The sequence below is a fragment of the Bradyrhizobium sp. CCBAU 53351 genome, assembly GCF_015291745.1.
GTDB lineage: Bacteria > Pseudomonadota > Alphaproteobacteria > Rhizobiales > Xanthobacteraceae > Bradyrhizobium.
The window spans coordinates 949,514-973,075 of the sequence record NZ_CP030060.1 but is presented as its reverse complement, the minus strand read 5'-3'; the positions used below and the strand labels follow the sequence as shown (position 1 = coordinate 973,075).

Annotated in this window: 23 protein-coding genes and 2 pseudogenes; 20 read left to right on the top strand and 5 right to left on the bottom strand. The window is 61.0% G+C overall.

Going from position 1 to position 23,562, the window contains the following annotated elements; all coding sequences use genetic code 11:
• Positions 1–57: 57 nt before the first annotated feature.
• The 7 genes and pseudogenes from glnK (at position 58) to XH83_RS40615 (ending at position 8,221) form a co-directional block, all read left to right on the top strand.
• Complete coding sequence (glnK, locus tag XH83_RS39495) at positions 58–396, top strand: P-II family nitrogen regulator (RefSeq protein ID WP_128929799.1); 339 nt, start codon at positions 58–60, stop codon at positions 394–396.
• A 1,090-nt stretch (positions 397–1,486) separates the two neighbouring features.
• Positions 1,487–1,732, top strand: a complete 246-nt coding sequence (locus XH83_RS40175; protein ID WP_237874327.1) for a hypothetical protein — start codon at positions 1,487–1,489, stop codon at positions 1,730–1,732.
• 75 nt (positions 1,733–1,807) lie between these two features.
• Positions 1,808–2,179, top strand: coding sequence for a nickel-dependent hydrogenase large subunit (locus XH83_RS40170; protein ID WP_232995620.1), 372 nt, complete (start codon positions 1,808–1,810; stop codon positions 2,177–2,179).
• A 133-nt stretch (positions 2,180–2,312) separates the two neighbouring features.
• Positions 2,313–7,034, top strand: coding sequence for a glutamate synthase large subunit (gltB, locus tag XH83_RS39485; RefSeq protein ID WP_128955105.1), 4,722 nt, complete (start codon positions 2,313–2,315; stop codon positions 7,032–7,034).
• A 317-nt stretch (positions 7,035–7,351) separates the two neighbouring features.
• Positions 7,352–7,681: a hypothetical protein gene (locus tag XH83_RS40625; RefSeq protein ID WP_371746377.1), complete on the top strand. Its 330-nt coding sequence runs from the start codon at positions 7,352–7,354 to the stop codon at positions 7,679–7,681.
• 48 nt (positions 7,682–7,729) lie between these two features.
• Positions 7,730–7,975 carry a hypothetical protein gene (locus tag XH83_RS40620; RefSeq protein ID WP_371746376.1) on the top strand — a complete coding sequence of 82 codons (246 nt, stop codon included), beginning with the start codon at positions 7,730–7,732 and terminating at the stop codon, positions 7,973–7,975.
• A pseudogene (locus XH83_RS40615) lies at positions 7,872–8,221 on the top strand (transposase). Before XH83_RS40620 ends, XH83_RS40615 begins: the two are co-directional and overlap by 104 nt.
• Positions 8,222–8,356: 135 nt before the next feature.
• Here the strand turns inward: XH83_RS40615 and XH83_RS40295 are convergent.
• Entirely contained in the window at positions 8,357–8,488 is a 132-nt protein-coding gene (locus XH83_RS40295; RefSeq protein WP_256438973.1) for a hypothetical protein, read from the bottom strand.
• A gap of 53 nt (positions 8,489–8,541) precedes the next feature.
• Entirely contained in the window at positions 8,542–9,399 is an 858-nt protein-coding gene (locus tag XH83_RS39475; RefSeq protein WP_128929800.1) for a hypothetical protein, read from the bottom strand.
• Between the two features lie 438 nt (positions 9,400–9,837).
• Between XH83_RS39475 and XH83_RS39470 the strand changes: the two are divergent.
• The 3 genes and pseudogenes from XH83_RS39470 to XH83_RS39460 all read left to right on the top strand — a co-directional run.
• Positions 9,838–10,676: pseudogene (locus tag XH83_RS39470) on the top strand (DUF2493 domain-containing protein); the annotation flags it as partial.
• Positions 10,673–11,296 (top strand): hypothetical protein, encoded by a 624-nt coding sequence (locus XH83_RS39465; protein ID WP_313753974.1) that lies wholly within the window; start codon positions 10,673–10,675, stop codon positions 11,294–11,296. The pseudogene XH83_RS39470 and the gene XH83_RS39465, both read left to right, overlap by 4 nt.
• Positions 11,297–11,850: 554 nt before the next feature.
• The gene (locus tag XH83_RS39460) at positions 11,851–12,171 is read left to right on the top strand and encodes a DUF736 domain-containing protein (protein WP_128929802.1); all 321 of its coding nucleotides are present in this window, start codon (positions 11,851–11,853) and stop codon (positions 12,169–12,171) included.
• Positions 12,172–12,292: 121 nt separating this feature from the next.
• Here XH83_RS39460 and XH83_RS39455 read toward each other — a convergent pair whose 3' ends face one another.
• Complete coding sequence (locus tag XH83_RS39455) at positions 12,293–13,861, bottom strand: MFS transporter (protein ID WP_232995657.1); 1,569 nt, start codon at positions 13,859–13,861, stop codon at positions 12,293–12,295.
• A 1,119-nt stretch (positions 13,862–14,980) separates the two neighbouring features.
• Between XH83_RS39455 and XH83_RS39450 the strand changes: the two genes are divergently transcribed.
• A complete protein-coding gene (locus tag XH83_RS39450) occupies positions 14,981–15,301 on the top strand; it encodes a DUF736 domain-containing protein (protein WP_128929802.1) in 321 nt (106 codons plus the stop codon).
• A 247-nt stretch (positions 15,302–15,548) separates the two neighbouring features.
• Here XH83_RS39450 and XH83_RS39445 read toward each other — a convergent pair whose 3' ends face one another.
• Positions 15,549–15,830 carry a helix-turn-helix domain-containing protein gene (locus XH83_RS39445; protein ID WP_128955107.1) on the bottom strand — a complete coding sequence of 94 codons (282 nt, stop codon included), beginning with the start codon at positions 15,828–15,830 and terminating at the stop codon, positions 15,549–15,551.
• A 267-nt stretch (positions 15,831–16,097) separates the two neighbouring features.
• Complete coding sequence (locus tag XH83_RS39440) at positions 16,098–16,346, bottom strand: helix-turn-helix domain-containing protein (RefSeq protein ID WP_128929805.1); 249 nt, start codon at positions 16,344–16,346, stop codon at positions 16,098–16,100.
• A 143-nt stretch (positions 16,347–16,489) separates the two neighbouring features.
• Here XH83_RS39440 and XH83_RS39435 point away from each other — a divergent pair, with 143 nt between their 5' ends.
• The 9 genes from XH83_RS39435 to XH83_RS39395 all read left to right on the top strand — a co-directional run bounded on the left by XH83_RS39435 (position 16,490) and on the right by XH83_RS39395 (position 23,561).
• Entirely contained in the window at positions 16,490–16,762 is a 273-nt protein-coding gene (locus tag XH83_RS39435) for a DUF2285 domain-containing protein (RefSeq protein WP_128929806.1), read from the top strand.
• A 165-nt stretch (positions 16,763–16,927) separates the two neighbouring features.
• A complete protein-coding gene (locus tag XH83_RS39430; protein WP_128929807.1) occupies positions 16,928–17,122 on the top strand; it encodes a transcriptional regulator domain-containing protein in 195 nt (64 codons plus the stop codon).
• Between the two features lie 139 nt (positions 17,123–17,261).
• Positions 17,262–17,702: a DUF2285 domain-containing protein gene (locus tag XH83_RS39425; protein ID WP_188637459.1), complete on the top strand. Its 441-nt coding sequence runs from the start codon at positions 17,262–17,264 to the stop codon at positions 17,700–17,702.
• 131 nt (positions 17,703–17,833) lie between these two features.
• The gene (locus XH83_RS39420) at positions 17,834–18,115 is read left to right on the top strand and encodes an AlpA family transcriptional regulator (protein ID WP_128929809.1); all 282 of its coding nucleotides are present in this window, start codon (positions 17,834–17,836) and stop codon (positions 18,113–18,115) included.
• Between the two features lie 23 nt (positions 18,116–18,138).
• Positions 18,139–19,020, top strand: a complete 882-nt coding sequence (locus XH83_RS39415; protein WP_128930181.1) for a replication initiator protein A — start codon at positions 18,139–18,141, stop codon at positions 19,018–19,020.
• A 286-nt stretch (positions 19,021–19,306) separates the two neighbouring features.
• Positions 19,307–19,771, top strand: coding sequence for a DUF2840 domain-containing protein (locus XH83_RS39410; protein WP_128929810.1), 465 nt, complete (start codon positions 19,307–19,309; stop codon positions 19,769–19,771).
• The gene (locus XH83_RS39405; protein ID WP_128929811.1) at positions 19,768–20,280 is read left to right on the top strand and encodes a S26 family signal peptidase; all 513 of its coding nucleotides are present in this window, start codon (positions 19,768–19,770) and stop codon (positions 20,278–20,280) included. Before XH83_RS39410 ends, XH83_RS39405 begins: the two co-directional genes overlap by 4 nt.
• On the top strand, positions 20,280–21,179 hold the full coding sequence (locus XH83_RS39400; protein WP_232995621.1) for a lytic transglycosylase domain-containing protein: 900 nt from the start codon (positions 20,280–20,282) through the stop codon (positions 21,177–21,179). The genes XH83_RS39405 and XH83_RS39400 overlap by 1 nt, the downstream gene beginning before the upstream one ends.
• Before the next feature lie 624 nt (positions 21,180–21,803).
• Positions 21,804–23,561 (top strand): DUF3363 domain-containing protein, encoded by a 1,758-nt coding sequence (locus XH83_RS39395; RefSeq protein WP_128929812.1) that lies wholly within the window; start codon positions 21,804–21,806, stop codon positions 23,559–23,561.
• Position 23,562: the final 1 nt, after the last annotated feature.

The window sequence follows — 23,562 nt, the reverse complement described above, 5'->3', positions numbered from 1 at the left end:
AACAAGTCGAGAAACGCCCGGCCACTTCCGGGCCGGGCCCAAGCGGGGATAGAACCCATGAAAATGGTTATGGCAATTATCAAGCCATTCAAGCTGGAAGACGTCCGTGACGCCCTGACCGACATTGGTGTTCACGGTCTCACGGTGACAGAAGTCAAGGGATATGGCCGTCAGAAGGGCCATACGGAAATCTATCGCGGCGCCGAATATGCCGTGAACTTCCTGCCCAAGATCAAGATCGAGGTCGCTGTCGCTTCTGATCAGGTCGACAAGACCATCGAGGCCATCACGTCCGCTGCGAAAACCGGGCAGATCGGCGACGGCAAGATCTTCGTCATCAATCTCGTCCACGCGGTCCGCATCCGCACCGGAGAGACCGACGCCGCGGCCCTTTGATTTCGCGGCCTGGATCTACCTTTCGATAACCCGAGCTTCGGTGTGGTGCCGTGCCAGTTCGCGCGCAGTTCTTCCGGATCGGAACCGTGTTTTTCGCGAGATGCACCGCGGCCTATCGACAGCGGCTCGGGTCGCTGTAGTCCGATCGCGCAAACCGGCGCCGCACTCGCTAGAGCTGGCCCTCGATCGCTTTCTCGGAACCGGAAGCATCGCGTCGGGAGCATTCCTTCAATGCGGCGGAGGAACTCGGGCCGATTGCTGAGCAGCACGTCGTGCTGTTCAGCAGATCGCCTATGCGCCGCATTGCGGACCGTGTCACTAAAGGTACCGTCGCGTTCGCCAACAGTTTGGCACGTTCCAGACAGTAGGCGCGTTTGCGTTCCGACGGAAACGGGGCGGCCGTGTGGCGGTCGGCGATGATGTTTTTGAGCGTTGGGCATTCTCGTGATGAGCGCCACATCTGACCGCTTCCCGCGACAATGAGGCGCGGGAGAAGAATGCTTCGACCATGAGATTGTACCCTCGCGAGCTCCCGGGCATGCATGTAGAGGAGAGTGCCAAGCTACGATGGTCAACTTCTTGCAAAGTCCTTCGAACAACGTCGGCGCGTTTCGACATTCAGTCCAGGCGCCAGAGCATCACGCGGCGAAGTTTTCACAACTTATGCCGTCCCGCTGCAGCGAGCCTCGGGCTTTGACAGCTCGTAGCCGCCGTACTGCCTGAGCTCTTAAGACCAAGCTGCGCATCTGCGTAATCTGTATGCACGGGCTCAAGTGCACTTGCTGCCTGGAGAGCTTTATGCGGATCATCGCAAACCGCCGCTTAAGGAAGCGGGGCTGTCGATGATCTCGCTCGGCGCGACGGGCTATCATGGCGGCCGCTGGAGGCCAACCCGAGGCAATCTTTCCGGCAAATGCGGGCCAAATGTAAGGGCCAAGTACCTCGCGGCTCAAGACAATCCACCGCATCCAGACAAGTGCTAACGTCGCGGGCATTTCGATGCCGGCCGGTTGGCCGAGAATGGACGACGAGCAGGCTAGCAAGGGCTATTGCCTCTACAAAATGGCTGCAAGGGGAAACCACCTAACGCTTGCTCGACCAGAGTGCGCAGCAATTCGGTATTGAGAACACCATGGCGACGTTCGTCCATGCGGCATGTGATGGGGCTGAAATGCCTTACGAGCAAGCGCGGAAGCGCCGCCCACGAATTCAGTCGAACTCAGAGAGTACAATGATGGGCATTCAGACGCCCAACCGATTCACGCTCGGTAACTCCAGCGAGGGCGATCTTGTCGATCCGCTGACCAGGATCGAATTCACCTGCTTATCGAGGTGAATGTCGATTCCGATAATGTGATCCGCAACGCGGTCTCAACGAGACGATGCGGCGTGGTATTGGGCGCGCGATGCCTTGGCGTTCACCGAGCGAATTTGCTGGGTCTGTACCGGCACGCACGCGCCGGCACCTGCGCGCAGTAGTGAACCGCTTGGCATCGTCATCCGGGAGATTCCCAGTTTAAACCTGTTACATCATGCAACTATGCATGACTATCTCGTGCATTTTTTGTCACGTGCATGCTCTGGATTGGGCTGGCTTCGGTCGGCGCGGTCTTCGCAGTCGAGGCTGACGCCAAGGCGGCCTCAGCACTTGCGCAATCGATCTCATTCGTCGCGTTACTGCTCACCAGGCTCACCAGGCTCGTGCAAACAAAGAAACTCGATCCATTCAAGAGCGCATTTTCGAGGCACCCAGCGTACAAGCTTTCGCCGTAGGCGAACCTAATGGCGGTGGCACATTGCCTGCAGGCGCTCGATCTCTAGAAGGACGTCGACAAACTCCACGTGCTGTTACGGCGGCAAGAACCCGCATGCGAACTGGCTAGTTGGAGTGCACCCAATGTCGAAAGAGGAATACAATGAACGGGTCGCAATTCGAGCGCGGAAACATCGTGGCAGAAGAGCTGTCGGCGACGGTCGCCTCGAAAACGACCGATCCGATTCAGGAACACAATTCCCGCCCCAAAGCCGAAGGCCTGTACGATCCGAGCCTGGAGAAGGATTCCTGTGGCGTCGGCTTCATCGCCAACATCAAGGGCCAGAAGTCGCATGAGATCGTCTCGGATGCGCTGAGCATCCTCTGCAATCTCGAGCATCGCGGCGCCGTCGGCGCCGACCCGCGCGCCGGTGACGGCGCCGGCATCCTGGTGCAGATCCCGCACGCCTTCTTCAGCCGCAAGGCCAAGGAGAACAAGTTCGAGCTACCCGCGCCGGGTGAATACGCCATCGGCGCGCTGTTCATGCCGCGCGACACCGCCTGGCGCAACGTCATCAAGAGCATCATCGCCGACCAGATCAAGGCGGAGGGCCTGACCCTGCTCGGCTGGCGCGACGTGCCGACCGACAATTCCTCGCTCGGCGTCACCGTGAAGCCGACCGAGCCTGCCTGCATGCAGGTGTTCATCGGCCGCAATGGCGTTGCCAAGACCGAGGACGAGTTCGAGCGCCGGCTCTACATCCTGCGCAAGTCGATCTCGCAGGCGATCTACCAGCGCCGCGACCGCGGCCTCGCCGGCTATTACCCCTGCTCGATGTCCTGCCGCACCGTGATCTACAAGGGCATGTTCCTCGCCGACCAGCTCGGCAAGTACTACCCTGATCTGCACGAGAAGGATTTCGAGAGCGCGCTGGCGCTGGTGCATCAGCGCTTCTCGACCAACACCTTCCCGGCCTGGTCGCTGGCGCACCCCTATCGCATGATCGCGCATAACGGCGAGATCAACACGTTGCGCGGCAACACCAACTGGATGGCGGCGCGCCAGGCTTCGGTGAGCTCCGAGCTGTACGGCAAGGACATCAGCCGGCTCTGGCCGATCTCCTACGAGGGACAGTCGGACACCGCCTGCTTCGACAACGCGCTGGAATTCCTGGTGCAGGGCGGCTACTCGCTGCCGCACGCCGTCATGATGATGATTCCGGAGGCGTGGGCCGGCAATCCGCTGATGGATGAGAAGCGCCGCGCCTTCTACGAATATCACGCCGCGCTGATGGAGCCGTGGGACGGCCCGGCCGCGATCGCCTTCACCGACGGCCGCCAGATCGGCGCCACGCTCGACCGCAACGGATTGCGGCCGGCGCGCTATCTCGTGACCAAGGACGACCGCATCGTGATGGCGTCCGAAATGGGCGTGCTGACCATCCCCGAGGACCAGATCATCACCAAGTGGCGCCTGCAGCCCGGCAAGATGCTGCTGGTCGACCTCGAACAGGGCCGCCTGATTCCCGACGACGAGATCAAGGCCGAGCTCGCCAAGAGCCATCCCTACAAGGAGTGGCTGGAGCGGACCCAGATCGTGCTGGAAGACCTGCCGAAGGTGCCGACCACGGGCGTGCGATCCAACCTCTCGCTGCTCGATCGCCAGCAGGCGTTCGGCTACAGCCAGGAAGACATCGCGATCCTGATGACGCCGATGGCGGCCACGGGGGAGGAAGCCGCGGGCTCGATGGGCAACGACACGCCGATCTCGGCGCTGTCGGACAAGGCCAAGCCGCTGTTCACCTATTTCAAGCAGAACTTCGCCCAGGTCACCAATCCGCCGATCGACCCCATCCGCGAGGAGCTGGTGATGAGCCTCGTCTCGATCATCGGGCCACTGCCGAACCTGTTCGACCTGCAGGGCATGGCCACCACCAAGCGCCTCGAAGTCCGTCAGCCGATCCTGACCGATGCGGACCTGGAAAAGATCCGCTCGATCCCGGAAGTGGCCGAGTCGCACTTCAAGCCGCGCACGCTGGACACCACGTTCCACGCCGGCCTCGGTGCGGCGGGTATGGACCAGGTGCTGGACGAGCTCTGCGCACGCGCGGAAGTCGCCGTGCGCGAAGGTGTCAACATCATCATCCTGTCCGACCGCATGGTCGGCACCGACCGGGTGCCGATCCCCTCGCTGCTGGCCTGCGCCTCCGTGCATCATCATTTGATCCGCACGGGCCTGCGCACCTCGGTTGGCCTCGTCGTCGAATCCGGCGAGCCGCGCGAAGTGCACCACTTCGCTTGCCTTGCCGGCTACGGCGCCGAAGCGATCAATCCTTACCTCGCGTTCGAAACCATCATCGCGATGAAGGACCGCCTGCCCGGCTCGCTCGACGACTACGAGATCGTCAAGCGCTACATCAAGTCGATCGGCAAGGGGCTGCTCAAGGTGATGTCCAAGATGGGCATCTCGACCTACCAGTCCTATTGCGGCGCGCAGATCTTCGACGCGGTCGGCCTCAAGGCGGATTTCGTCGGCAAGTTCTTTGCCGGCACGCATACCCGCGTCGAGGGTGTCGGTCTTGGCGAGATCGCGGAAGAGGCGGTGCGCCGCCATGCCGACGCGTTCGGCGAGGCTCAGGTCTACAAGACCGCGCTCGATGTCGGCGGCGAATATGCCTATCGCAGCCGCGGCGAGGACCATGCCTGGACCGCCGAGTCGGTCGGCCTGCTGCAGCATGCCGCGCGCGGCAATTCGCTGGAGCGCTATCGCGCCTTCGCCAAGATCCTCAACGAACAGTCGGAGCGTCTGCTGACGCTGCGCGGCCTGTTCCGGATCAAGAACGCGGAGGAAGAAAAGCGCAAGCCGGTGCCGCTCGACCAGGTCGAGCCGGCCAAGGACATCGTCAGACGTTTCGCCACCGGCGCGATGAGCTTCGGCTCGATCTCGCGCGAGGCGCACACCACGCTCGCGATCGCCATGAACCGGATCGGCGGCAAGTCGAACACCGGTGAAGGCGGCGAGGAAGCCGACCGCTTCAAGCCGATGCCGAACGGCGATTCCATGCGCTCGGCGATCAAGCAGGTCGCCTCGGGCCGCTTCGGCGTCACCACGGAGTATCTCGTCAACTCCGACATGATGCAGATCAAGATGGCGCAGGGTGCCAAGCCCGGCGAAGGCGGCCAGCTGCCCGGCCACAAGGTCGACGCCACCATCGCCAAGGTCCGGCACTCGACGCCGGGCGTCGGCCTGATCTCGCCGCCGCCGCACCACGACATCTACTCGATCGAGGATCTGGCGCAGCTCATCTACGACCTCAAGAACGTCAACCCGACGGGCGACGTCTCGGTCAAGCTGGTCTCCGAGATCGGCGTCGGCACGGTCGCCGCGGGCGTCGCCAAGGCGCGCGCCGACCATGTCACCATCGCGGGCTTCGAGGGCGGCACCGGCGCTTCGCCGCTGACCTCGATCAAGCACGCCGGCTCGCCGTGGGAGATCGGCCTTGCCGAGACCCATCAGACGCTGGTCCGCGAGCGGCTGCGCAGCCGCATCGTGGTCCAGGTCGACGGCGGCTTCCGCACCGGACGTGACGTCGTGATCGGTGCGCTGCTCGGGGCCGACGAGTTCGGCTTCGCCACCGCGCCCTTGATCGCGGCCGGCTGCATCATGATGCGCAAGTGCCATCTCAACACCTGCCCGGTCGGCGTCGCGACCCAGGACCCCGTCCTGCGCAAGCGCTTCACCGGCCAGCCCGAGCACGTCATCAACTACTTCTTCTTCGTCGCCGAGGAAGTGCGCGAGATCATGGCCTCGCTCGGCTTCCGCACCTTCAACGAGATGGTCGGCCAGGTTCAGCTGCTCGACCAGACCAGGCTGGTCGCGCACTGGAAGGCCAAGGGCCTCGACTTCTCCAAGCTGTTCGTCAAGCAGAAGGAAGAGAAGGGCCAGAAGATCTATCACTCCGAGCGCCAGAACCATCATCTGGAGGCTGTGCTCGACCGCACGCTGATCGAGAAGGCGACGCCTGCGCTCGACCGCGGCGCGCCGGTGAAGATCGAGGCCAAGATCAACAGCACCAACCGCTCTGCCGGCGCGATGTTGTCGGGCGTGGTCGCCAAGATCTACGGCCATGCCGGGCTGCCGCACGACACCATCCATGTCGGCCTCAAGGGCACTGCCGGCCAGGCCTTCGGCGCGTGGCTGGCGCAGGGCGTCACCTTCGAGCTCGAAGGTGAAGCCAACGACTATGTCGGCAAGGGGCTCTCGGGCGGCAAGATCATCGTCAGGCCGCCGGCCAACAGCGGCATCGTGCCGGAAGAGAGCATCATCGTCGGCAACACCGTGATGTACGGCGCCATTCAGGGCGAGTGCTACTTCCGCGGCATCGCCGGCGAACGCTTTGCCGTGCGCAATTCCGGCGCGGTGGCGGTGGTCGAGGGCGCGGGCGACCATTGCTGCGAATACATGACCGGCGGCATCGTGGTCGTGCTCGGCAAGACCGGGCGCAACTTCGCGGCCGGCATGTCCGGCGGCATCGCCTATGTGCTGGACGAGACCGGTGACTTCGACAAGCTGTGCAATCTGTCGATGGTCGAGCTCGAGCCGGTGCTGTCGGAAGAGCTGATCAACGCCGGCACCTACAACCACTCCGGTGACCTCGAGGCGCATGGCCGGGTCGACGTCTTCAAGAACCTGCTCGACTCCGACGTCGAGCGGCTTCACGTCCTGATCTCGCGCCACGCCAAGGCGACCGGCTCCAAGCGCGCCGCCGATATCCTTGCCAACTGGAAGGAATGGCTGCCTAAATTCCGCAAGGTGATGCCGGTCGAGTACCGGCGCGCGCTGCGCGAACTGGCCGCCAACGCGGACGCCGAGCCGAAAATCTAAATCGGGGCGTAAGAAAACGATCTCATGGTGAGTGGGGCGCGAAGACCGCCTCGTAAATACACAAGGCCGTCGCCGACAGCTTTAATTACCAAATCAAACTGATCGCGATGCAACATTGAGGCGTGTTAGGCCTCGCCAGACGGACCGTGTTTCTTGGCGGCGGATCGAGGTCAAGCGACTGAAGACGCTGGAGGAGGAGAATGCGAAGCTGAAGAAGCTTCTGGCCGAGCAGATTCGATGCGGCTGCCCTTCGCGAGCTCCTTTCAAAGAAGGGGAGGGGGCCCCCCCGCCACGCGCGCTGCCGTCTGCAGGCTGTCATGAGCCTGTCGGTGCGGAGCGCCTGCTCAATCATCAGCGCGGACCGGAAGATGATCCGCTATCAGTCCAGCCGCCCGCTGGATGCGGAGCTGCGCGGCCGGTTGCGCGATCTCGCCACCGGGCGGCGGCGGTCGTTCGGCTACCGCCGGGTGTTCGTCCTCTTACGACGGGAAGCAGAGCCATGGGGGATCAGCCGGATCTACCGGCATTATCGGGAAGAAGCACTCGCGTCCGCAAGCGGTGAGCTCGCCGCAAGGCCGTGGGGACCCGGCCCCGATTCTGGTGCAGGCCAGGCCCAATGCACGCTGGTCGCTGGACTTCGTTCATGACCAGTTCGGCATGGACGGCACTTCCGCATTCTCAACATCGTCGATGACGTGACCAAAAAGTGCCGGGGGGCTGTTCCGGATACGTCGGTCTCGGGCCAGCGCGTCGCCCGCGAGCTGACGTTCGTCGAGCGACGGGGCAAGCTACGGATGATCGTGTCCGACCATGGCACCGAGTTTCACCTCCAATGCCATGCTGCCTGGTGCAAAGGACACAATCATCGACTGGTACTTCATTGCGCCCAAAAAGCCGATGCAGAACGGCTTCATCGAAAGCTCCAACGGCTCGATGCGTGACGAACTCCTGAACAAGACCCCGTTTTCGATCTTGACGACACCCGCGCCAAGATCGTCCGCTGGGTCGCTGACTACGATATCCGGCGCCCTCACTCGTCGCTAAATACCTCACCCAGCGGCCTATGCCGTCCAACTCACCGCAAGGACGACCGGTTACGCAAACCCGACCAGCTCCGCCGATCGTCCGCTGCTACACACGCGCCGCTCAGCGTACAAAACCCTGAGCCTCTAACCGCTGCCGGATGAGTGGCAGGTCATGCCGATTATACAAGGATTGATCTGTCCAGGATCAACTTATCGCCCCGCCGCTCGGGGTACTGCGATGCGTCTCGTTTGGATGCCGAGCCACGAGATGCTTGCGGATTTCCAGGCTGTTATGGCTCAAGCCGAAGGTAAGAACTGCTGAATCGCGCGCTGTTGGCATGTGATCACCAAACAGTTGCGGGGAGACTTGATATGAATGGGCTGCTTCATCAGGTCTGACAGCTGTTTAACTGCATCGATGATCATCACTGGTCGACTCCCGGCGGACCTCCTGATGTGAGGCGGCCTAATGGGCACGTCACCTACGACTCGCTGGAGAGTTTGATTGATTGTCTCACTAGCGACGCGCCGATCAGACGAGTGACTCCTCGCCTTCCGTATTTGAAAGGAACAATCAGGCGTTGGTACGACAGCTGAACTTTGTCGTTCAAATGGGGGCGAAGAATCTTGGCATCGACCTCATCTAGGCGAGGTTGGTGCGTTTCTAGGACGGACTCGTACATACGATGCACCCATCGCCCATATTCATAATCCGGTTGTTCATCAACCGGAATGCCGGGCGCATTCTCCCGCCAGGTCTTGCTGAAGATTTCGAAGCCGGCTCCGAGATCGATAATGGTGAGGCGACCAGCCACGGCCTCAATTGCGGCGAACCTGACCGCGGCTGGGGAGCACAACGCCTTCTTCAGAGCTGTCAGATCGGCGGTTCGGTCCGAACAGTCCCAGTAGGACAAAAGCATGGATAGTGGACCTTGGCAGCCTACCAAAGTCTCAATCGGCATCTGCCTGTATCGAATGTTTGTCGCCGCTCGCTGGCAAGGCTCGCCTAGCCGCTGATTTATATATGTGACCGCTTGCGAACGAGTTGAAAACAACTTGTCGGCGAGGTCTACCGAATTTGAAATGACCATTCGCTCCACCCCAAGGTCGCTGACAAGATTGATCGCCGCAGCAACGCTGACTGGGGTGGCAGTCTCAAACCGGATTCGTATCTGTGCCGACCCGGGGCGGAACAGAGCAACTGTCACGAAACCCATATTATTGATGAGATAACTCAGGAAATCGAATTCGGTCACTGGGTAGTGTAGAAAACATTTACGCAGAGCTGAAGAACATGCGTCCCAAGCGTGGCCGCGATCGTCCAGTACGATTGTCCGCATGAGGGCCTCACGGCAAATCTGAGTGCCATTGTTTGCGCCAACTATGCGACTACAAAACATCGCGCCCGCGCGCTTGCACAGTACCGCCGGCAGCTGGCAGCTGCGAAACAAGATGCCAATCCAATGCAAGCATCAACCTGCCGAAGTTGGTAGCCCAGAATGGGCCCGCACGACGGGACCTCATTGGCTGCGGGACATTCCTACCAGGGCTGGTCATTGATCGTCTGTAGCGGTCGTGTATCAACTCGTGAATGATGAAAACGGTCGGGAAATGGTCGTCTGATACTGAAATCAGTCGCCGAACAACCCGCAGAGAGTTCTTATGCATTTCCAGTCAATATCGCTCATCCCCGACACTCACGACGATCTGATTCTAATCCCCAGGGTCGAGGCGGAGATCGCGCGATATGGCATGAATGAGAGGCTGAGTCGCGCCTATACCGTCCCTTCGACGATCAGCCCGATCCAAGGCCGCTACCGGAGACCAGGATCATTACCGGCGCTGTTGCAGACATGTTTGACGCGCTGGTTGCGTCATTGAGCGATACCCGGCTGGAGCCCGACCTCGATGATCTCCTCTGGCCGACGGTCAACCTGTTCCATCGCGCCGTCGAACGCATCGAGCGCCAGCTCGACGTCAACGAACAGGCGCAGCAGAAGAGCCAGCGCGAGCAGAACGGCTCGGAAGTGCGCTCGGTCGAGCTTGAGCGCCTAACCGCCGAGGGCATCTCGCTGATCGAGCGCCGCAACTGTCTCGAACTCTTCCGCGACCAGGCGATCGAGCGCTTCGAAGTCCACACGGGGTCTGCTTGGCGCCCACGGTCGGGATCACTGGTCAGCCATCGCACGCTCACCGCGGCGATAATCGATTCCCGCGACTTCATCGCAGCCAAGCGCCGCTCGGAAACCGAGATCATGGTGCCGCCGGGTCCGAAGATCGCCCTGACCGGTGGGCTCGACTTCAACGACTATAGCCTCGTCTGGGATCGGCTCGACAAGGTGCACGCCAAGCATCCCGACATGGTTCTGCTGCACAGCGCTTCACCGAAAGGCGCCGAGCTGATCGGCTCCAAATGGGCAACCAGCAAGTGCCACAGATCGCATTCAAACCGGATTGGACCAAACACGCCAAGGCAGCGCCCTTCAAGCGCAATGACGCGATGCTCGAACTGCTGCCGATCGGCGTCCTGCATTTCCCCGGCACGGGCATTCAGGACAACCTTGCCGATAAGGCAAAGCGGCTTGGCATTCCGGTCTGGAAGTTTGGCGGCGCGTGAGCGCCGTCTTGCCGTCAACCGACGAGTGGCGAGGCCGCACCCGCCGTAACTCCGCCTCGTTTTGTTTATACGTCGGCGGCTGGGCTGCGGTGGTGGTGGAAGGCGCGAGCGCTCACACGCGTGCCTTGGAGCCACCACCATGCTCGCCCTCGGGCTTCTTCTCAATATTGCTGGTATCGGCCTATTTGCTGGCTGATCGTTGTGCTAGCGGTCTATGCGCTGCGCTTTTTGTTGCGATCAATATCGGATTGATGGCGTTCAACAGCGGTGCGGGCATTGTCGGCGCACTGCTCGTCGGCACAGTTTGCGCTGTGCTCACACTCGCAGCCGGCCAGCTGGCCATTACCCTTAGCCGCCACGTGGCCCTGCGACTTGCAATTGCGGCCGTGTTCGTCGTTCCCGCGGCCGTTGCCGGCTATCACGTGGTGTTCGCGCTCTCACAGATCGGAGCGCCGTCGCTGGCTTGGCGCGAGGTCTTCGCATGGCTGGGCGCGGTTTGCATCGGCTCGTCAACATTCACGCGCTTGACGCTCATCTCGAAGACCCGCCCGATCGAGCCGGAAAGGACGGGCGGAGAGCCGTCCCGCCCCGTTCTCACGGCCGCGGCAAACGAGGGATGAACTTTCCGCGCTTTTGTCGTCGAACAGGTCGCAGAATAAGCACCCTCGACGATGGATGATGCTCACCAGAGCAGAGGAGGCGGACGGTCCTCTCAGAAACCTTCGAACACGTGCTGGAGATTTCCGATCCGGCACACATAGCTGCCACGGCTGGACCCGCCGCACCGCTTGACCGCTTTGCCGGGACGATGCCGCCCATTCCCGCAGATTGTTTCTCTTCCTTCCCGAACCGTTCCGACCTCTTGTGCAGAGGAACCGAAATTCGCCAAGCTTCTCCCCGGGTTTGAGGTTCAGCACGCGGACGCACGAGGCCTCTTTGATGGCTCGATCTGGCCGAAGACCGGCTGCGCCTCGATCGGCTGAGCCGCAACGCCGTTGCTGCGACTTTCTTCCCCTGGGCTCACGCCCATTCCTCGCGAGACAAGAAAGTCTCTTCAACGGCGTCCTCCGCTGCGCTTCAGCCCGCGAGCGGGTGCGTCGCCGATCGTCCTCGCCCTTGAGATCGCCATCGAGGCCGCGGTGGTCGCGGGCTCGAAACACAACGGAGAAGCAAGATGGCTAATATCGGAACTTTCAAGAAGGTCGGCAATGATTTCCAGGGCGAGATCGTCACGCTGAGCTTGCAGGCTAGGGGCGTCCGCATCGTCGCCGAGACCAACCGCTCCAACGAGAACGCGCCCAGCCACCGCATCTATGTGGGTCGGGCCGAGATCGGCGCAGCCTGGTCGAAGCGCTCCGAAGAGGGCCGCGACTACCTCTCGATCAAGCTTGACGATCCCTCCTTCAACGCGCCGATCTACGCGAGCCTGTTCGACGACGAAGGTGGCGAGGGCTACAACCTGCTCTGGTCCCGGCCGCGCAAGAACGGCGAGTGAGATCCTCCGCCAAGCCCCGCCCGGTTCGCCGGGCGGGGTAATATCTCCATCGGAGAAGCATCTCGCTAATACGCGACACTGCGGTCGCATCCGCCGGTTGTCCGCAACTGCGGGCGTCAAGCTATCCCCGAGCAAAACCCTCGATCGTGCGGCGGACACGCACTTTGCCGGGACCAACGTGGTAGTCTTTTATCACAGCGCCTTCCAGAGCTTGCTCGGCCATGGTGGAGCGGTTGCGCTGGCGCAGGTAGTCGTGCCAGGTGTGGAAGTGATAGCGCTCGATCCACGCTTCTGGGTCTGCCATGTTTTGTGCGATCGACCAACCGTAGGCGCCATTGCGCTGCCTGACGAGCCGAAGCTCTTGCATGGCCTCCCGAAAGTCCGGAGCGTTTTTCTGCTCCACCCGATATTCGATCTCGATCACCACAGGTCCGTCGCGCCCCCTGACCGGCAACCGCACCTGCGGATCTTCGAGGAGGCTTCCCTCTTCGGCACCCTCACCAACAGAAGGCATCCGCAATCGTAGGCCGACCAGAGGAGATGCCAGCATCAGCGAGGCTGCGACAAGCAGCGCTGTTTCAACGCCGGCGATGTCGGTGAGATGTCCCCACCCCCAGCTGCCTATGGCAAGACCGCCGGATGCGGCGGCCTGGTACGCCGCCAGAGACCTCGCGGCAACCCAGCGGGGTGCAGAAAGCTGTACGCCGATGTTCAAGAGCGTCCAAGACAACGTCCACCCTGTACCAGCCAGAACCAATCCGAACGCAGCCATCAACGGATTGTGGCTTAGTGCCAGAGTTGCAATACCCGCTGCCATGGACAGCGTGCAGCATCTCATGGCGGCTTCGCTACTTAAGCGCTCGCGCACCAGCGAGATATTGATCGCTCCCAAAATGGCTCCCAGGCCAAAGGCGCCCAGCATCACGCCGTAAGTTGGCGCGCCACCGAGAAGGCGATCACGTACGACCACTGGCAACAGCGCCAGGATAGCTCCGCTGACCAACCCGAATATGATCGTTCGGACCAACACGATCATAATAGGTGGCGAGTTCGTGATGTACCGGACGCCCAACAGGATGGCATGGCCGAGCCGTTCCGGTGGGAGACGCGACCGCTCACTTGCGCGCTTCCATAGATAGAGCGCGGCGATAAGTGGCACGAACGAGATCGTGTTGAATGTGAACGCGGCTACGGTCCCGGCGGAGGCCACAATGATACCCCCGACTGCCGGACCTACGCTCCGCGCGATGTTGTAGCTGATGCCATTCAACGCAACTGCGGCGGGCAGGGCTTGTGGAGGCACTTGCTCGCCCACTGCCGCCTGCCACGCGGGTCCCAACATCGCGGTGCCACAGCCTGCTGCAAAGCAGAGACCAAGCAAGAGGTCCGGCGTAAGCAATCCCAGCAAAGCGAGTACCGCCAGCGTAGCGCTGGCGGTCAGTGCAATACCGAGTGAAATCAATGCCACGATGCGCCGGTCATGCAGGTCAGCAATTGCGCCGGCCGGAATCGCAATGAGCATCACCGGCAATCCGAGAGCGGTTTGGACCAGCGCGACCTTGTCCGCTGACGATGACATTTCGGTCATAGCCCAGGCCACCCCGACTCCCTGTACCAAACTACCGAGATTTGACACCAGGCTGGCGGTCCAGATGCGGCGGAACGTGCGGTGCCGCAGAGGGGCGGTAATGCGATCGGCCTTGGCAGAGTGGAGGCGAGCTTCAAGGTCAGGCGAGGTTGGCTCAGCTTCCTCGGTCGTCGACCGCTCTTTCGGCTTGCCCGGAGCCAGGACAGGGCCGTTCAATGAGCGAAGCGAATTATCTGGACACACGAAGGTCTGCCTTTCGGCGGACCTTTTCGCGGTCCTACCGATCCCTTAGAATCACACATTATACCCATGCCCGCCGAAGAATTGCAGTGACGAAGTCCTACTTCGCGCCGGATTGCCGCACCGAGAACAAATGCCCGTGAGGCGGGATAAAACATATCTGACATGTGCAGTGGCTCGACGATGAGCTGAGGGCCGCGATATCTGGTTCTCGGCGTCCGGGGGCCGTACTGATCAGTTCTCGCAGATGTCCTGCGGTACGTGCACGCAGCACTGGCCTGGGTCATCACCTGAATGGCCTTAATCTGCAACGGTGAGGCAGCGTTCACATGGATGACGCTGCTAGGATAGACGTACTCGACTGGACGGCCGAGGCGGTGAACTACCGACTCACCCAGTTATTGCGGCCGCGATGCGCAAAGCCGGACCGTTAGGACGTTCCTCATCGTCATACAGATTTCTAAGATTGGTAGCCGACGAGGCATGATGTCGTGTGAGCAGCTTAACGGCTTGCCTATGAAGTGCTACGAACAAGCAGCACCGATTATCACGTCTCGCCCCACATAGCTCCGGCGCCGGGACGAAGCGCACCGCTTGACCGGCTTTGCGGGGACGATGCCGCCCATTCCCGCAGATTGTTTCTCTTCCTTCCCGAACCGTTCCGACCTCTTGTGCAGAGGAACCGAAATTCGCCAAGCTTCTCCCCGGGTTTGAGGTTCAGCACGCGGACGCACGAGGCCTCTTTGATGGCTCGATCTGGCCGAAGACCGGCTGCGCCTCGATCGGCTGAGCCGCAACGCCGTTGCTGCGACTTTCTTCCCCTGGGCTCACGCCCATTCCTCGCGAGACAAGAAAGTCTCTTCAACGGCGTCCTCCGCTGCGCTTCAGCCCGCGAGCGGGTGCGTCGCCGATCGTCCTCGCCCTTGAGATCGCCATCGAGGCCGCGGTGGTCGCGGGCTCGAAACACAACGGAGAAGCAAGATGGCTAATATCGGAACTTTCAAGAAGGTCGGCAATGATTTCCAGGGCGAGATCGTCACGCTGAGCTTGCAGGCTAGGGGCGTCCGCATCGTCGCCGAGACCAACCGCTCCAACGAGAACGCGCCCAGCCACCGCATCTATGTGGGTCGGGCCGAGATCGGCGCAGCCTGGTCGAAGCGCTCCGAAGAGGGCCGCGACTACCTCTCGATCAAGCTTGACGATCCCTCCTTCAACGCGCCGATCTACGCGAGCCTGTTCGACGACGAAGGTGGCGAGGGCTACAACCTGCTCTGGTCCCGGCCGCGCAAGAACGGCGAGTGAGATCCTCCGCCAAGCCCCGCCCGGTTCGCCGGGCGGGCTTTCCGCACATCGGCGCGAATTCCATGGGCTCGGAATGCGAATCTTAATTTTGCGATGGATTCAGCACTAGCCACAGGTCGGCGCCACTGAGATCGGCAAACCCCTTCGCACCGGCCTGTTACGATCAGGGCCATCTCGCTCCAAAGACGGCCCACGCGTTACACAAGCGACGTAGGCGTATATCCCGCGATTGTCGAAACAGAGGGTGTTATTTCTTCTTGCGGTCAAGTCGGGTCGATTTGCGCCCTTTAGGCAATGTTTTATGGATCGTAGCGCCCTTTGGTAATGGAAGGAATAACTCGTTGAGTTGGACACCGAGGGTGTCAGCCAACCGGTCAAGCAAATCAATCGTAGGATTTTCCAACTTCCGCTCAAGACCACTCATATACGAACGATCTATTCCCGCGTCATAAGCCAATTGCTCCTGCGGAATACCGCGATCGACGCGTATCCGGCGTATATTCCAGGCTACGAGTGCGCGAGCTTTCATTTGCGCAGGCAGCCATTTGGTGGCCCATTAAACCACTGGATATGGCCCGACTATTTAAGTAGGCTCTCGATAGAGAGACCGTTCAGCACGCCATCACCAGAACATCCCGTGTCTCCCAAGGAGGTTGCTGGCGCAGCTGAAACGGTAAGACTTTTGTAGGCCGTTGGAGCCGTCGACGTGCGAACAGTGCTGTCCGAACCATCGTCGCACCTGTGGGAAGCGTCCTACCCTCACTTGGGGCAGGTGCTTTGGCTTTTTCGGAAACAGTTACTTCCGCTTGGCCAGTTTTCCTTCGTTTCGCGCCTCCTCGTCCGGCGCGATGAGATCAACCGGAGTGACGCCCAACGCACTGGCGAGCTGGAACAGGCTTACGACGGTTGGATTGCGGCGGCCGCGTTCCAAGTCGCTGATGTATTGTTGAGTAAAGCCGGACAGGTCGGCGAACTTCTCCTGCGTAAAGCGCTTTTGCTTCCGCAGCTTTGCGAAATTCCGGCCGACCAACTTGCGCATGTCCATTCGCGCAAGTTGCGTCTTACATACTATGAGGTTTATCTCCTATAGTATGTATCTGCACCGACCCCGGAATACGACTAAAATGAGACCGCTCGTCAATCGCGCGTCCAGGAACCTTGCAATTATTCGATGTTTGTTGTCAGCCCATGACCAAGTTCAACTTAAATCCCGAAGTGGCCGATGCCCCTCCCGCTGGGGACGCCATGACCTCCTACGACGAACAGCATGTCGTAACCTACATGCGCCTTCTGCAGGCGGAGAGCGAGGGGGCCGATTGGTCCGAGGTCGCTCGGATCGTGTTGCACATCGACTCCGATCGCGAGCCGGAGCGTGCGCGTACTGCATACCAGACACATGTTCAGCGCGCGAAGTGGTTGACCGAACAGGGACGTCTGTTGCGCGGACCTAGATCAACCTAGAATAGTTTTCTAGACGGCTTTGGTTCTGACGACACCTTTTTCTCGGCACTCGGGCGTGGTGACTCACGTGCACCACGTGGTGACAAGCTGGCATCTTTTCCCAAAGGCCTGTTCGCAGCTATTGCGCCGTCATCGTTGTTAGCTCTTTGCAATGAGGCGGATGTTATGGCCCAAGTCGATTGGCGCTCCCCGGACTCCTACGACTACCTGAATAATGCTGACCCCACTGATATCGCTTGGGAGTTCGTGCGTCGCAATCCTGAATACCAACGTGACTACCAGGCTGTGATCGCCAAGAGCCCGACGGGTGAAGTCACCGAGGAATTCAGGAGGAAGTGGGGCATCTGCTTTCGCCCATGACCCGCAGCGGTCCTTTGATCAACAGACAATCTTTTGGGCGCCCGAGGCGCTGCCGGATGTCGTCCCGGTTGCGGTAACGACGTCAGGCGCTGACCCGAGTGCGCCAGATCTACCTCTATTCAACGTCTCGACGGCCGAAATGCGTCGCGCCGCTGATGGGTGGCACGCCGTGCTGCGCATCGGGACCGTGAACCACCGTGTCTGGTTGAAGGATGAACCTTCCATTGGTCATCGCTATGCCGCCAAACTTCCCTTCGATGAGAACTTGCCGCCGCGAGCGCATGCAGCTCGCAGATTGTGGCGCGCGCTCAACGGACGCGCGGCAGGCCCCGCTTTCCACGAACTTTCCAAACAGCGCCGGGATCGCCTAAGGCAAGTCGCGCGTGCGCTCGACGCACGTCATGCCGGTAGCAGCTATCGTGTGATCGCGTTGGCACTGCTTGGAAAGAAAAGCGTCCCAAAGCAAGCCTGGAAGACCCACGATTCCCGTAGCCTCATCATCCGTCTGGTACACGACGGCTTCTCCTTGATGCGGGGCGGCTATTGCAGGCTTCTGCGCTCCGGGCGCAGGAACAAATAGCCTCATCGCGGGGGTGTCGAAACATGCACCCCCGATCTTCGGCATCCCCCTCCGAAGCCCTGCTTCTCCAAGATGACCACACCCACGCCGGCGCCCTCATGGGTGGTGCGCCGCCATCTTGGAGCTCTCAAATGCCCGATCCGACCGCCGGACTTCCTCCGCGTTTCCTGCGCACTCCCGAGGCTGCACGCTACCTCGGCCTGTCTGGCCGCACGCTGGAAAAACATCGCACTTACGGTACCGGGCCGACCTACCGGAAGATCGGCGGCCGCGTCGTCTACGCCTTGGACGACCTGAAAGCGTGGGCCGATCTCGGCGCCAAAACGTCCACTTCTGACCCTGGCAAAGACACGGTGCTGCCGGCCAAAAAGCATTCGCAACTACGTCGTTATGCCGGCCAGGAACACCGCTGATGGTCGCTCTGAAGGCAATCATCATGCGACGCATTCAGCAAGCCGACCGCCATCAGCTTGAGCTTTTCCGCGCCCTGCCGGGAGATCTTGCTCCACGCGATGCGCAGGATCTGATGGCTTATCCATTCTTTTCGCTGGCTAAGACCAAAAGGATCGTGCCCATCGATTTCTGCGCCGGAACAACCTCAATCCGCGTCGAAGCTGTCCCGGAGCACGGCATGGCAACGATCTGGGACGCCGACGTCCTGATTTGGGCTGCCTCCCAGATCGTCGAAGCTCGCGATGCCGGTCTGAAAACATCACGCCTGATAGCCGCAACGCCATATGAGATTCTGACGTTCGTCGGCCGCGGCACCAGCGCACGCGACTACGACCGGCTGAAGGCAGGTCTTGACAGACTTCAGTCAACGACCGTGCTGACCTCGATCCGTCAACCCGCAGAACGGCGGCGGCACCGCTTCTCCTGGATTAACGAGTGGAAGGAAGCCGCTGATGCATATGGCAGACCATTTGGGATCGAACTGATCCTGCCAGATTGGTTCTATGCCGGCGTGATCGATGACGCTCTCGTTCTGACGATCGACCGCGCCTATTTCGACCTGACAGGTGGCCTTGAGCGCTGGCTTTACCGGCTGGTGCGCAAGCACGGCGGCCGGCAGCGCGGCGGCTGGAGCTTCGACCTTGCCCATCTTCATGCCAAGTCCGGCAGCCTCTCGCCGCTCAAGCATTTTGCCTACGACGTTCGACAGATTGTCCAGCGGCAGACATTGCCGGGCTATCGGCTCGTCCTCACGCGCGATCCAAACGGCCGCGAGCGGCTGAACTTCGCCTCGATCCCAAACCTTCCCGTTACGGCGCGCCTGTCGGCGCGTCGTTCGGGACCAATTTCAGGGGACAACCTGTGAATCAGCTCGTGCTATCGGGGACCGCAACCCTCGTGCCATCAGGGACCAGATCATCGTGCTATCGGGGACCGAAAGCGAACCTAAAGGCTTGTGAACGCGCGCTTTCCTGGCCCCCTAACTTTACTAACCAGAAATCCTTCGGATTTCTTCTAACGGAACTCGCTGTTGCCCACATTGTGGAAGAGCGGCAGTGGCACGGACGGTCGAGCTGCCTTCAGGTTCAAATCCCGCAATCGTCCGTCCTCATCACTAGCCGTTGGCTTTTCGAGCTTCCGGGAGAGACAGCATGAGCGATCTCACCGAGGTGGAAGTGCTGTGGCTGGAGAAGCGGATCGAGAACCGGGTTCGATTTGGCCGCAATGTCGAGGAACGGAAGCTCGATCGCCATCGTCGCGTCCTGGCATTTGCTCCAGGCAGCATCTTTGCGTTCGTTCGTTGGACGTCGAATGATTTCGGGACGGTGATTTCGCGCATTGATATCCTGCGTGCCGTCGCCGCGGGTCAGCGCTGCTCGACCGTGCCCTATGTGAAGCCAGGAGGCGACATTCTGCTTCGCCTTTCTGGCTGGCCGAAGGTCGAGCGCGTGCTGCAGATGATCGATGCCGTCGAGGCACTTGGTATCGATCCGGCTGATGTCGCCCCAGATCATTGGCAGCATGTCCACAACCGTCTTTCCGTCAATGAAAGCCCACGTCCCTACACGAAAGCTCGCCATCAGGCCTGGCTTCGCCGGCGGAGGATCATCCGATGAGAGGGCGGATGATGACGCTGCTTGCGATGTGCGGGGCTGCCGCAGCGATCGCCGTAACCATCGTGGAAGGGCGAACGCCGGCCTTCATCTGGAATGCATCGCCGAGCGTGCCCATCGGCCTTTACCGCCTGCGTTCCGCAGAGACTTTGTATGTCACGGAGCTGGTTGCGGTTCAGCCGCCTGAACCGCTGGCGAGCTTCCTCGACCTGAAGGGCTATTTGCCGCTCGGCCTTCCTATGCTCAAACGTATCCTCGCGCTCCCCGGGCAGACGGTTTGCAGAACAGGCCTCGCCATCTCGGTGGACAACATTGCTATGGGTGAGGCGCGTGAGCGTGACGGCCGCGGCCGTCCGCTGCCAGACTGGCAGGGCTGCCGCGTCGTCGGGCCGGCCGAGCTCTTTCTCATGAACTGGCAATCGGATGAGTCCTTCGACGGCCGGTATTTTGGCTTTCTTCCAGCCGCAGCCGTGATCGGCCGTGCGGACCCGGTGTGGACCTCGGAGGAGTGATGAGGTGTGTTCGTCATATTCATTTCACCATGCGCTTGTTCGATGGACCGCAAGGCCCTTTCTCCATTCCGGCTCCTCCATGCAAAGGCGATGTTAGGGAGGAACACCTCCCGCTGCTGAATGGCGCGCACAAAGGCTTTCTCCATCGGGAAGAGGCGCGCAGGAGGACGTACCTGGCACAGTTTGGCGCGCGCCTGTTCGCTGCACCCTTCCTGTTGCTCGTGCTCGCGCTTTGCAGTGCTTCGGTCGCCGAGGAGACAGCAACAGGGGCGGAGCACGAAGGGGCCCAGCCATTCGAAACCTTCATCATCGAAGCTTCACAGCGTTTTTCCATTCCAGTCTCCTGGATTGTCGAGGTGATGGCTGTCGAAAGCACTGGAGACGTTCGTGCCAGATCGCCCAAAGGCGCCATGGGGCTGATGCAGCTCATGCCCGACACCTGGGCCGAATTGCGCCGCCGGCACGCCCTCGGCAGCGATCCGTTCGACCCCCGTGACAACATCCTGGCAGGAACGGCGTATCTGCGTGAAATGCTCGACCGCTTCGGACCGAACGGCGTATTTGCTGCCTATCACGCAGGACCGCTGCGCTATCAGGAGCATCTTGCCGGGCGTCCATTGCCTGTCGAAACCCAAGCCTATGTGAAGAGGCTTGGGTCCGTGCTGGACGTCGATCAGCAACCGACCTGGAAGGCTGGCGTCACGTCATCAGCATCGTCGCTGCTCATTCCGCAGTCAACTCATAAGCCAACTGACATGCCGAGAACGGACGACCGGTCGATAAGGATTGTGCCTTCGGCAGACATCATGAACGCTATCTCCTCGCGAGATATTCTGCGGATCGTTCCAAGCTCGACTGGTCTATTCGTGGCGCGGACCGATTCTCGCACCATGCAATGATCAGAAGCGCGGTTGCGGAGCGGAACACATGTCAGCGAGCGATCGGCGAGAAGTGAGAGGGGCGGAGGTGAACGACCGTAAGCGTCCGGCATCTGCATACGGCATATGGGCGATGCCTTCGGCCCGCGCTCTACTCGTCGCTTCGCTCCTCACCGAGCCACCCTATGGGTGTCTCGGCCCTTCGGGTAACGATCGCTATCGCAAGCGCTCGCAAACAGTGTGCGCTTCGCAAACTAACTGCCACGTCGCGGCTGTTTTTTTCCCAATGAATCGGCCACCAGCCGACGTGTTTCTGCAGGCGCTGTTGGAGGATCCACCACAATGAATCCCAACTGCTCTTTGCCGTAAATCTCCCTCCTTTGCAGGCGAAAAGGCAGGAGATTTGTCTGCTGATCCGTGGACCAGCAGACGAAATGTTCGTCAACTAGAGGAAGGAAGAGCGAGTAACAAAGAACGACGGGCTAGGGCAAGATAAAAGCGGCTCGCCCGTCGAACGCCAAGCCATTGCCATGGCTTGGGTTCTGGCGTGCCGATCGGTCGTGGCGCGTGCCGCGCTTTGAACATTCACAAGCAAATTCAATGCATCTTTCGGTACTGACTAAGATTTACGAGGAAAGAACGACCGTGAATACCAAGGACAGCGAACTTCACATCCGGCCCGGCCGCATCCGCAGCACGCGCGCGCCCAAGGCCAAGAGCTTCTTCAATCAGGTACTGCAAGCGGCGCAGAAGGCGGGCCACACCTCCGCCTCCTCGATGAGCCGCGGAGGACGCGTCGGGCGCTCGACGTTCGGCCGCGGCCGGCTCCAGTTTGCCCGCAACCGTCTGTTTAGCGCTGCGCGCCGCGTGACCGTGAAGGCGCGGGTCGCGCGGCATAAGGGATTGGCATTCGGCTCGGCATCACTCGCGGCGCATATCTCGTACCTCCGGCGCGATGGCGTGACCCGCAGCGGCGAGAGAGCCTCGCTGTTTGACGCCGAACGCGAAGAGGTTGATGGCAGCGCCTTCGCCGAGCGTTGCAAGGGCGATCGGCATCATTTTCGATTCATCATCGCACCCGAGGACGGGGGCGAGATGAGCGATCTGAAAGCGTTCACGCGCGATCTCGCCAGGCAGATGAAGGCGGACCTCGGCACACGGCTCGACTGGGTCGCCGTCGATCACTGGAACACGGACAATCCACACATTCACCTGCTTGTTCGCGGGGTCAGCGACAACGTTGAGGACCTCGTGATCTCCCGCGACTATATCAGCCAGGGACTACGCTCTCGCGCGGAAGAGCTGGCATCCATCGAGCTCGGGCCCAAAGCCGAGCACGAGATCCGCAGGGCTCTCGAACGCGAAGTCTTCGCCGAAAGATGGACACGGCTCGACCGCGAGATCCGTCTGGCTGCCGACGAGACCGGCTATCTCGACCTGCGGCCCGATCGGGAAGGGATATCTGACCCCGAAATCCGCCGCCTTATGATCGGGCGCCTTCAGCATCTGCAAAAGATGGGCCTTGCCTCATCGGCGGTACCCGGTGAGTGGATGGTGGGTTTGGACGCAGAACCCCATCTCAGAGACCTTGCAATTCGGGGCGATATCATCAAGACCATGCATCAAGCGATGACAGAGCGGGGACAGGAACGAAGTCTCTCGGAATTCGCCGTTACGGGGGAAAGAACGACCGCACCGATTATCGGGCGATTATTGGCAACCGGGCTACACGACGAGCTCACCGGCGAAGCCTATGCGCTCATTGATGCGACCGACGGACGGCTCCATCACGTCCGCTTTCGTGGTCTTGAGGCATTCGAACAGGCGCCCCCCATTGGCGGCATTGTCGAAGTCAGGCAGTTCGGTGGGATGGACGAGCAGCGGCCGACGCGCGTGCTCGCCAATCGCTCGGATTTCGATCTTCCCGCGCAAATAGGTGCGCCGGGAGCAACCTGGCTCGACCACCGACTGGTCGAGCGCGATTCGATGCCGCTCGCCTTGGGCGGCTTCGGGCGGGAGGCTCGGCAAGCGATGCAGGCGCGAGCCGAACATCTTGCAGAAGCAGGGCTCGCACACCGAGCGGGAGGGCGCATCATCCTGCAACGCGATCTCCTCAATACGCTGCGGCGCCGGGAGCTAGAGGCGGCCGGTGCCGAAATCGCGGCCGAGACCGGCTTGCCTCACGCGCAAGCCGCAGTCGGTGAGCAGGTCGCAGGAACATACCGAAAGAGCCTGTCCCTCACGTCGGGCCGCTTTGCATTGATCGACAATGGGCTTGGCTTTCAACTCGTCCCCTGGACGCGCGAACTGGAAAAACGCCTCGGCCAGCATGTGACGGGAAGCGTTAGGGATGGCGGTGGGATCGAGTGGAGTTTCGGCCGCAAGCGCGACCTCGGTCTTTGAT

Excerpts from the sequence above, each read along its gene's own strand:
- glnK (WP_128929799.1), top strand. The coding sequence starts at position 58 with ATGAAAATGGTTATGGCAATTATCAAGCCATTCAAGCTGGAAGACGTC.
- gltB (WP_128955105.1), top strand. The coding sequence starts at position 2,313 with ATGAACGGGTCGCAATTCGAGCGCGGAAACATCGTGGCAGAAGAGCTG.
- XH83_RS40625 (WP_371746377.1), top strand. The coding sequence starts at position 7,352 with ATGAGCCTGTCGGTGCGGAGCGCCTGCTCAATCATCAGCGCGGACCGG.
- XH83_RS39475 (WP_128929800.1), bottom strand. The coding sequence starts at position 9,399 with ATGCGGACAATCGTACTGGACGATCGCGGCCACGCTTGGGACGCATGT.
- XH83_RS39460 (WP_128929802.1), top strand. The coding sequence starts at position 11,851 with ATGGCTAATATCGGAACTTTCAAGAAGGTCGGCAATGATTTCCAGGGC.
- XH83_RS39450 (WP_128929802.1), top strand. The coding sequence starts at position 14,981 with ATGGCTAATATCGGAACTTTCAAGAAGGTCGGCAATGATTTCCAGGGC.
- XH83_RS39445 (WP_128955107.1), bottom strand. The coding sequence starts at position 15,830 with ATGAAAGCTCGCGCACTCGTAGCCTGGAATATACGCCGGATACGCGTC.
- XH83_RS39440 (WP_128929805.1), bottom strand. The coding sequence starts at position 16,346 with ATGGACATGCGCAAGTTGGTCGGCCGGAATTTCGCAAAGCTGCGGAAG.
- XH83_RS39435 (WP_128929806.1), top strand. The coding sequence starts at position 16,490 with ATGACCAAGTTCAACTTAAATCCCGAAGTGGCCGATGCCCCTCCCGCT.
- XH83_RS39430 (WP_128929807.1), top strand. The coding sequence starts at position 16,928 with ATGGCCCAAGTCGATTGGCGCTCCCCGGACTCCTACGACTACCTGAAT.
- XH83_RS39425 (WP_188637459.1), top strand. The coding sequence starts at position 17,262 with ATGCGTCGCGCCGCTGATGGGTGGCACGCCGTGCTGCGCATCGGGACC.
- XH83_RS39420 (WP_128929809.1), top strand. The coding sequence starts at position 17,834 with ATGCCCGATCCGACCGCCGGACTTCCTCCGCGTTTCCTGCGCACTCCC.
- XH83_RS39415 (WP_128930181.1), top strand. The coding sequence starts at position 18,139 with ATGCGACGCATTCAGCAAGCCGACCGCCATCAGCTTGAGCTTTTCCGC.
- XH83_RS39410 (WP_128929810.1), top strand. The coding sequence starts at position 19,307 with ATGAGCGATCTCACCGAGGTGGAAGTGCTGTGGCTGGAGAAGCGGATC.
- XH83_RS39405 (WP_128929811.1), top strand. The coding sequence starts at position 19,768 with ATGAGAGGGCGGATGATGACGCTGCTTGCGATGTGCGGGGCTGCCGCA.
- XH83_RS39400 (WP_232995621.1), top strand. The coding sequence starts at position 20,280 with ATGAGGTGTGTTCGTCATATTCATTTCACCATGCGCTTGTTCGATGGA.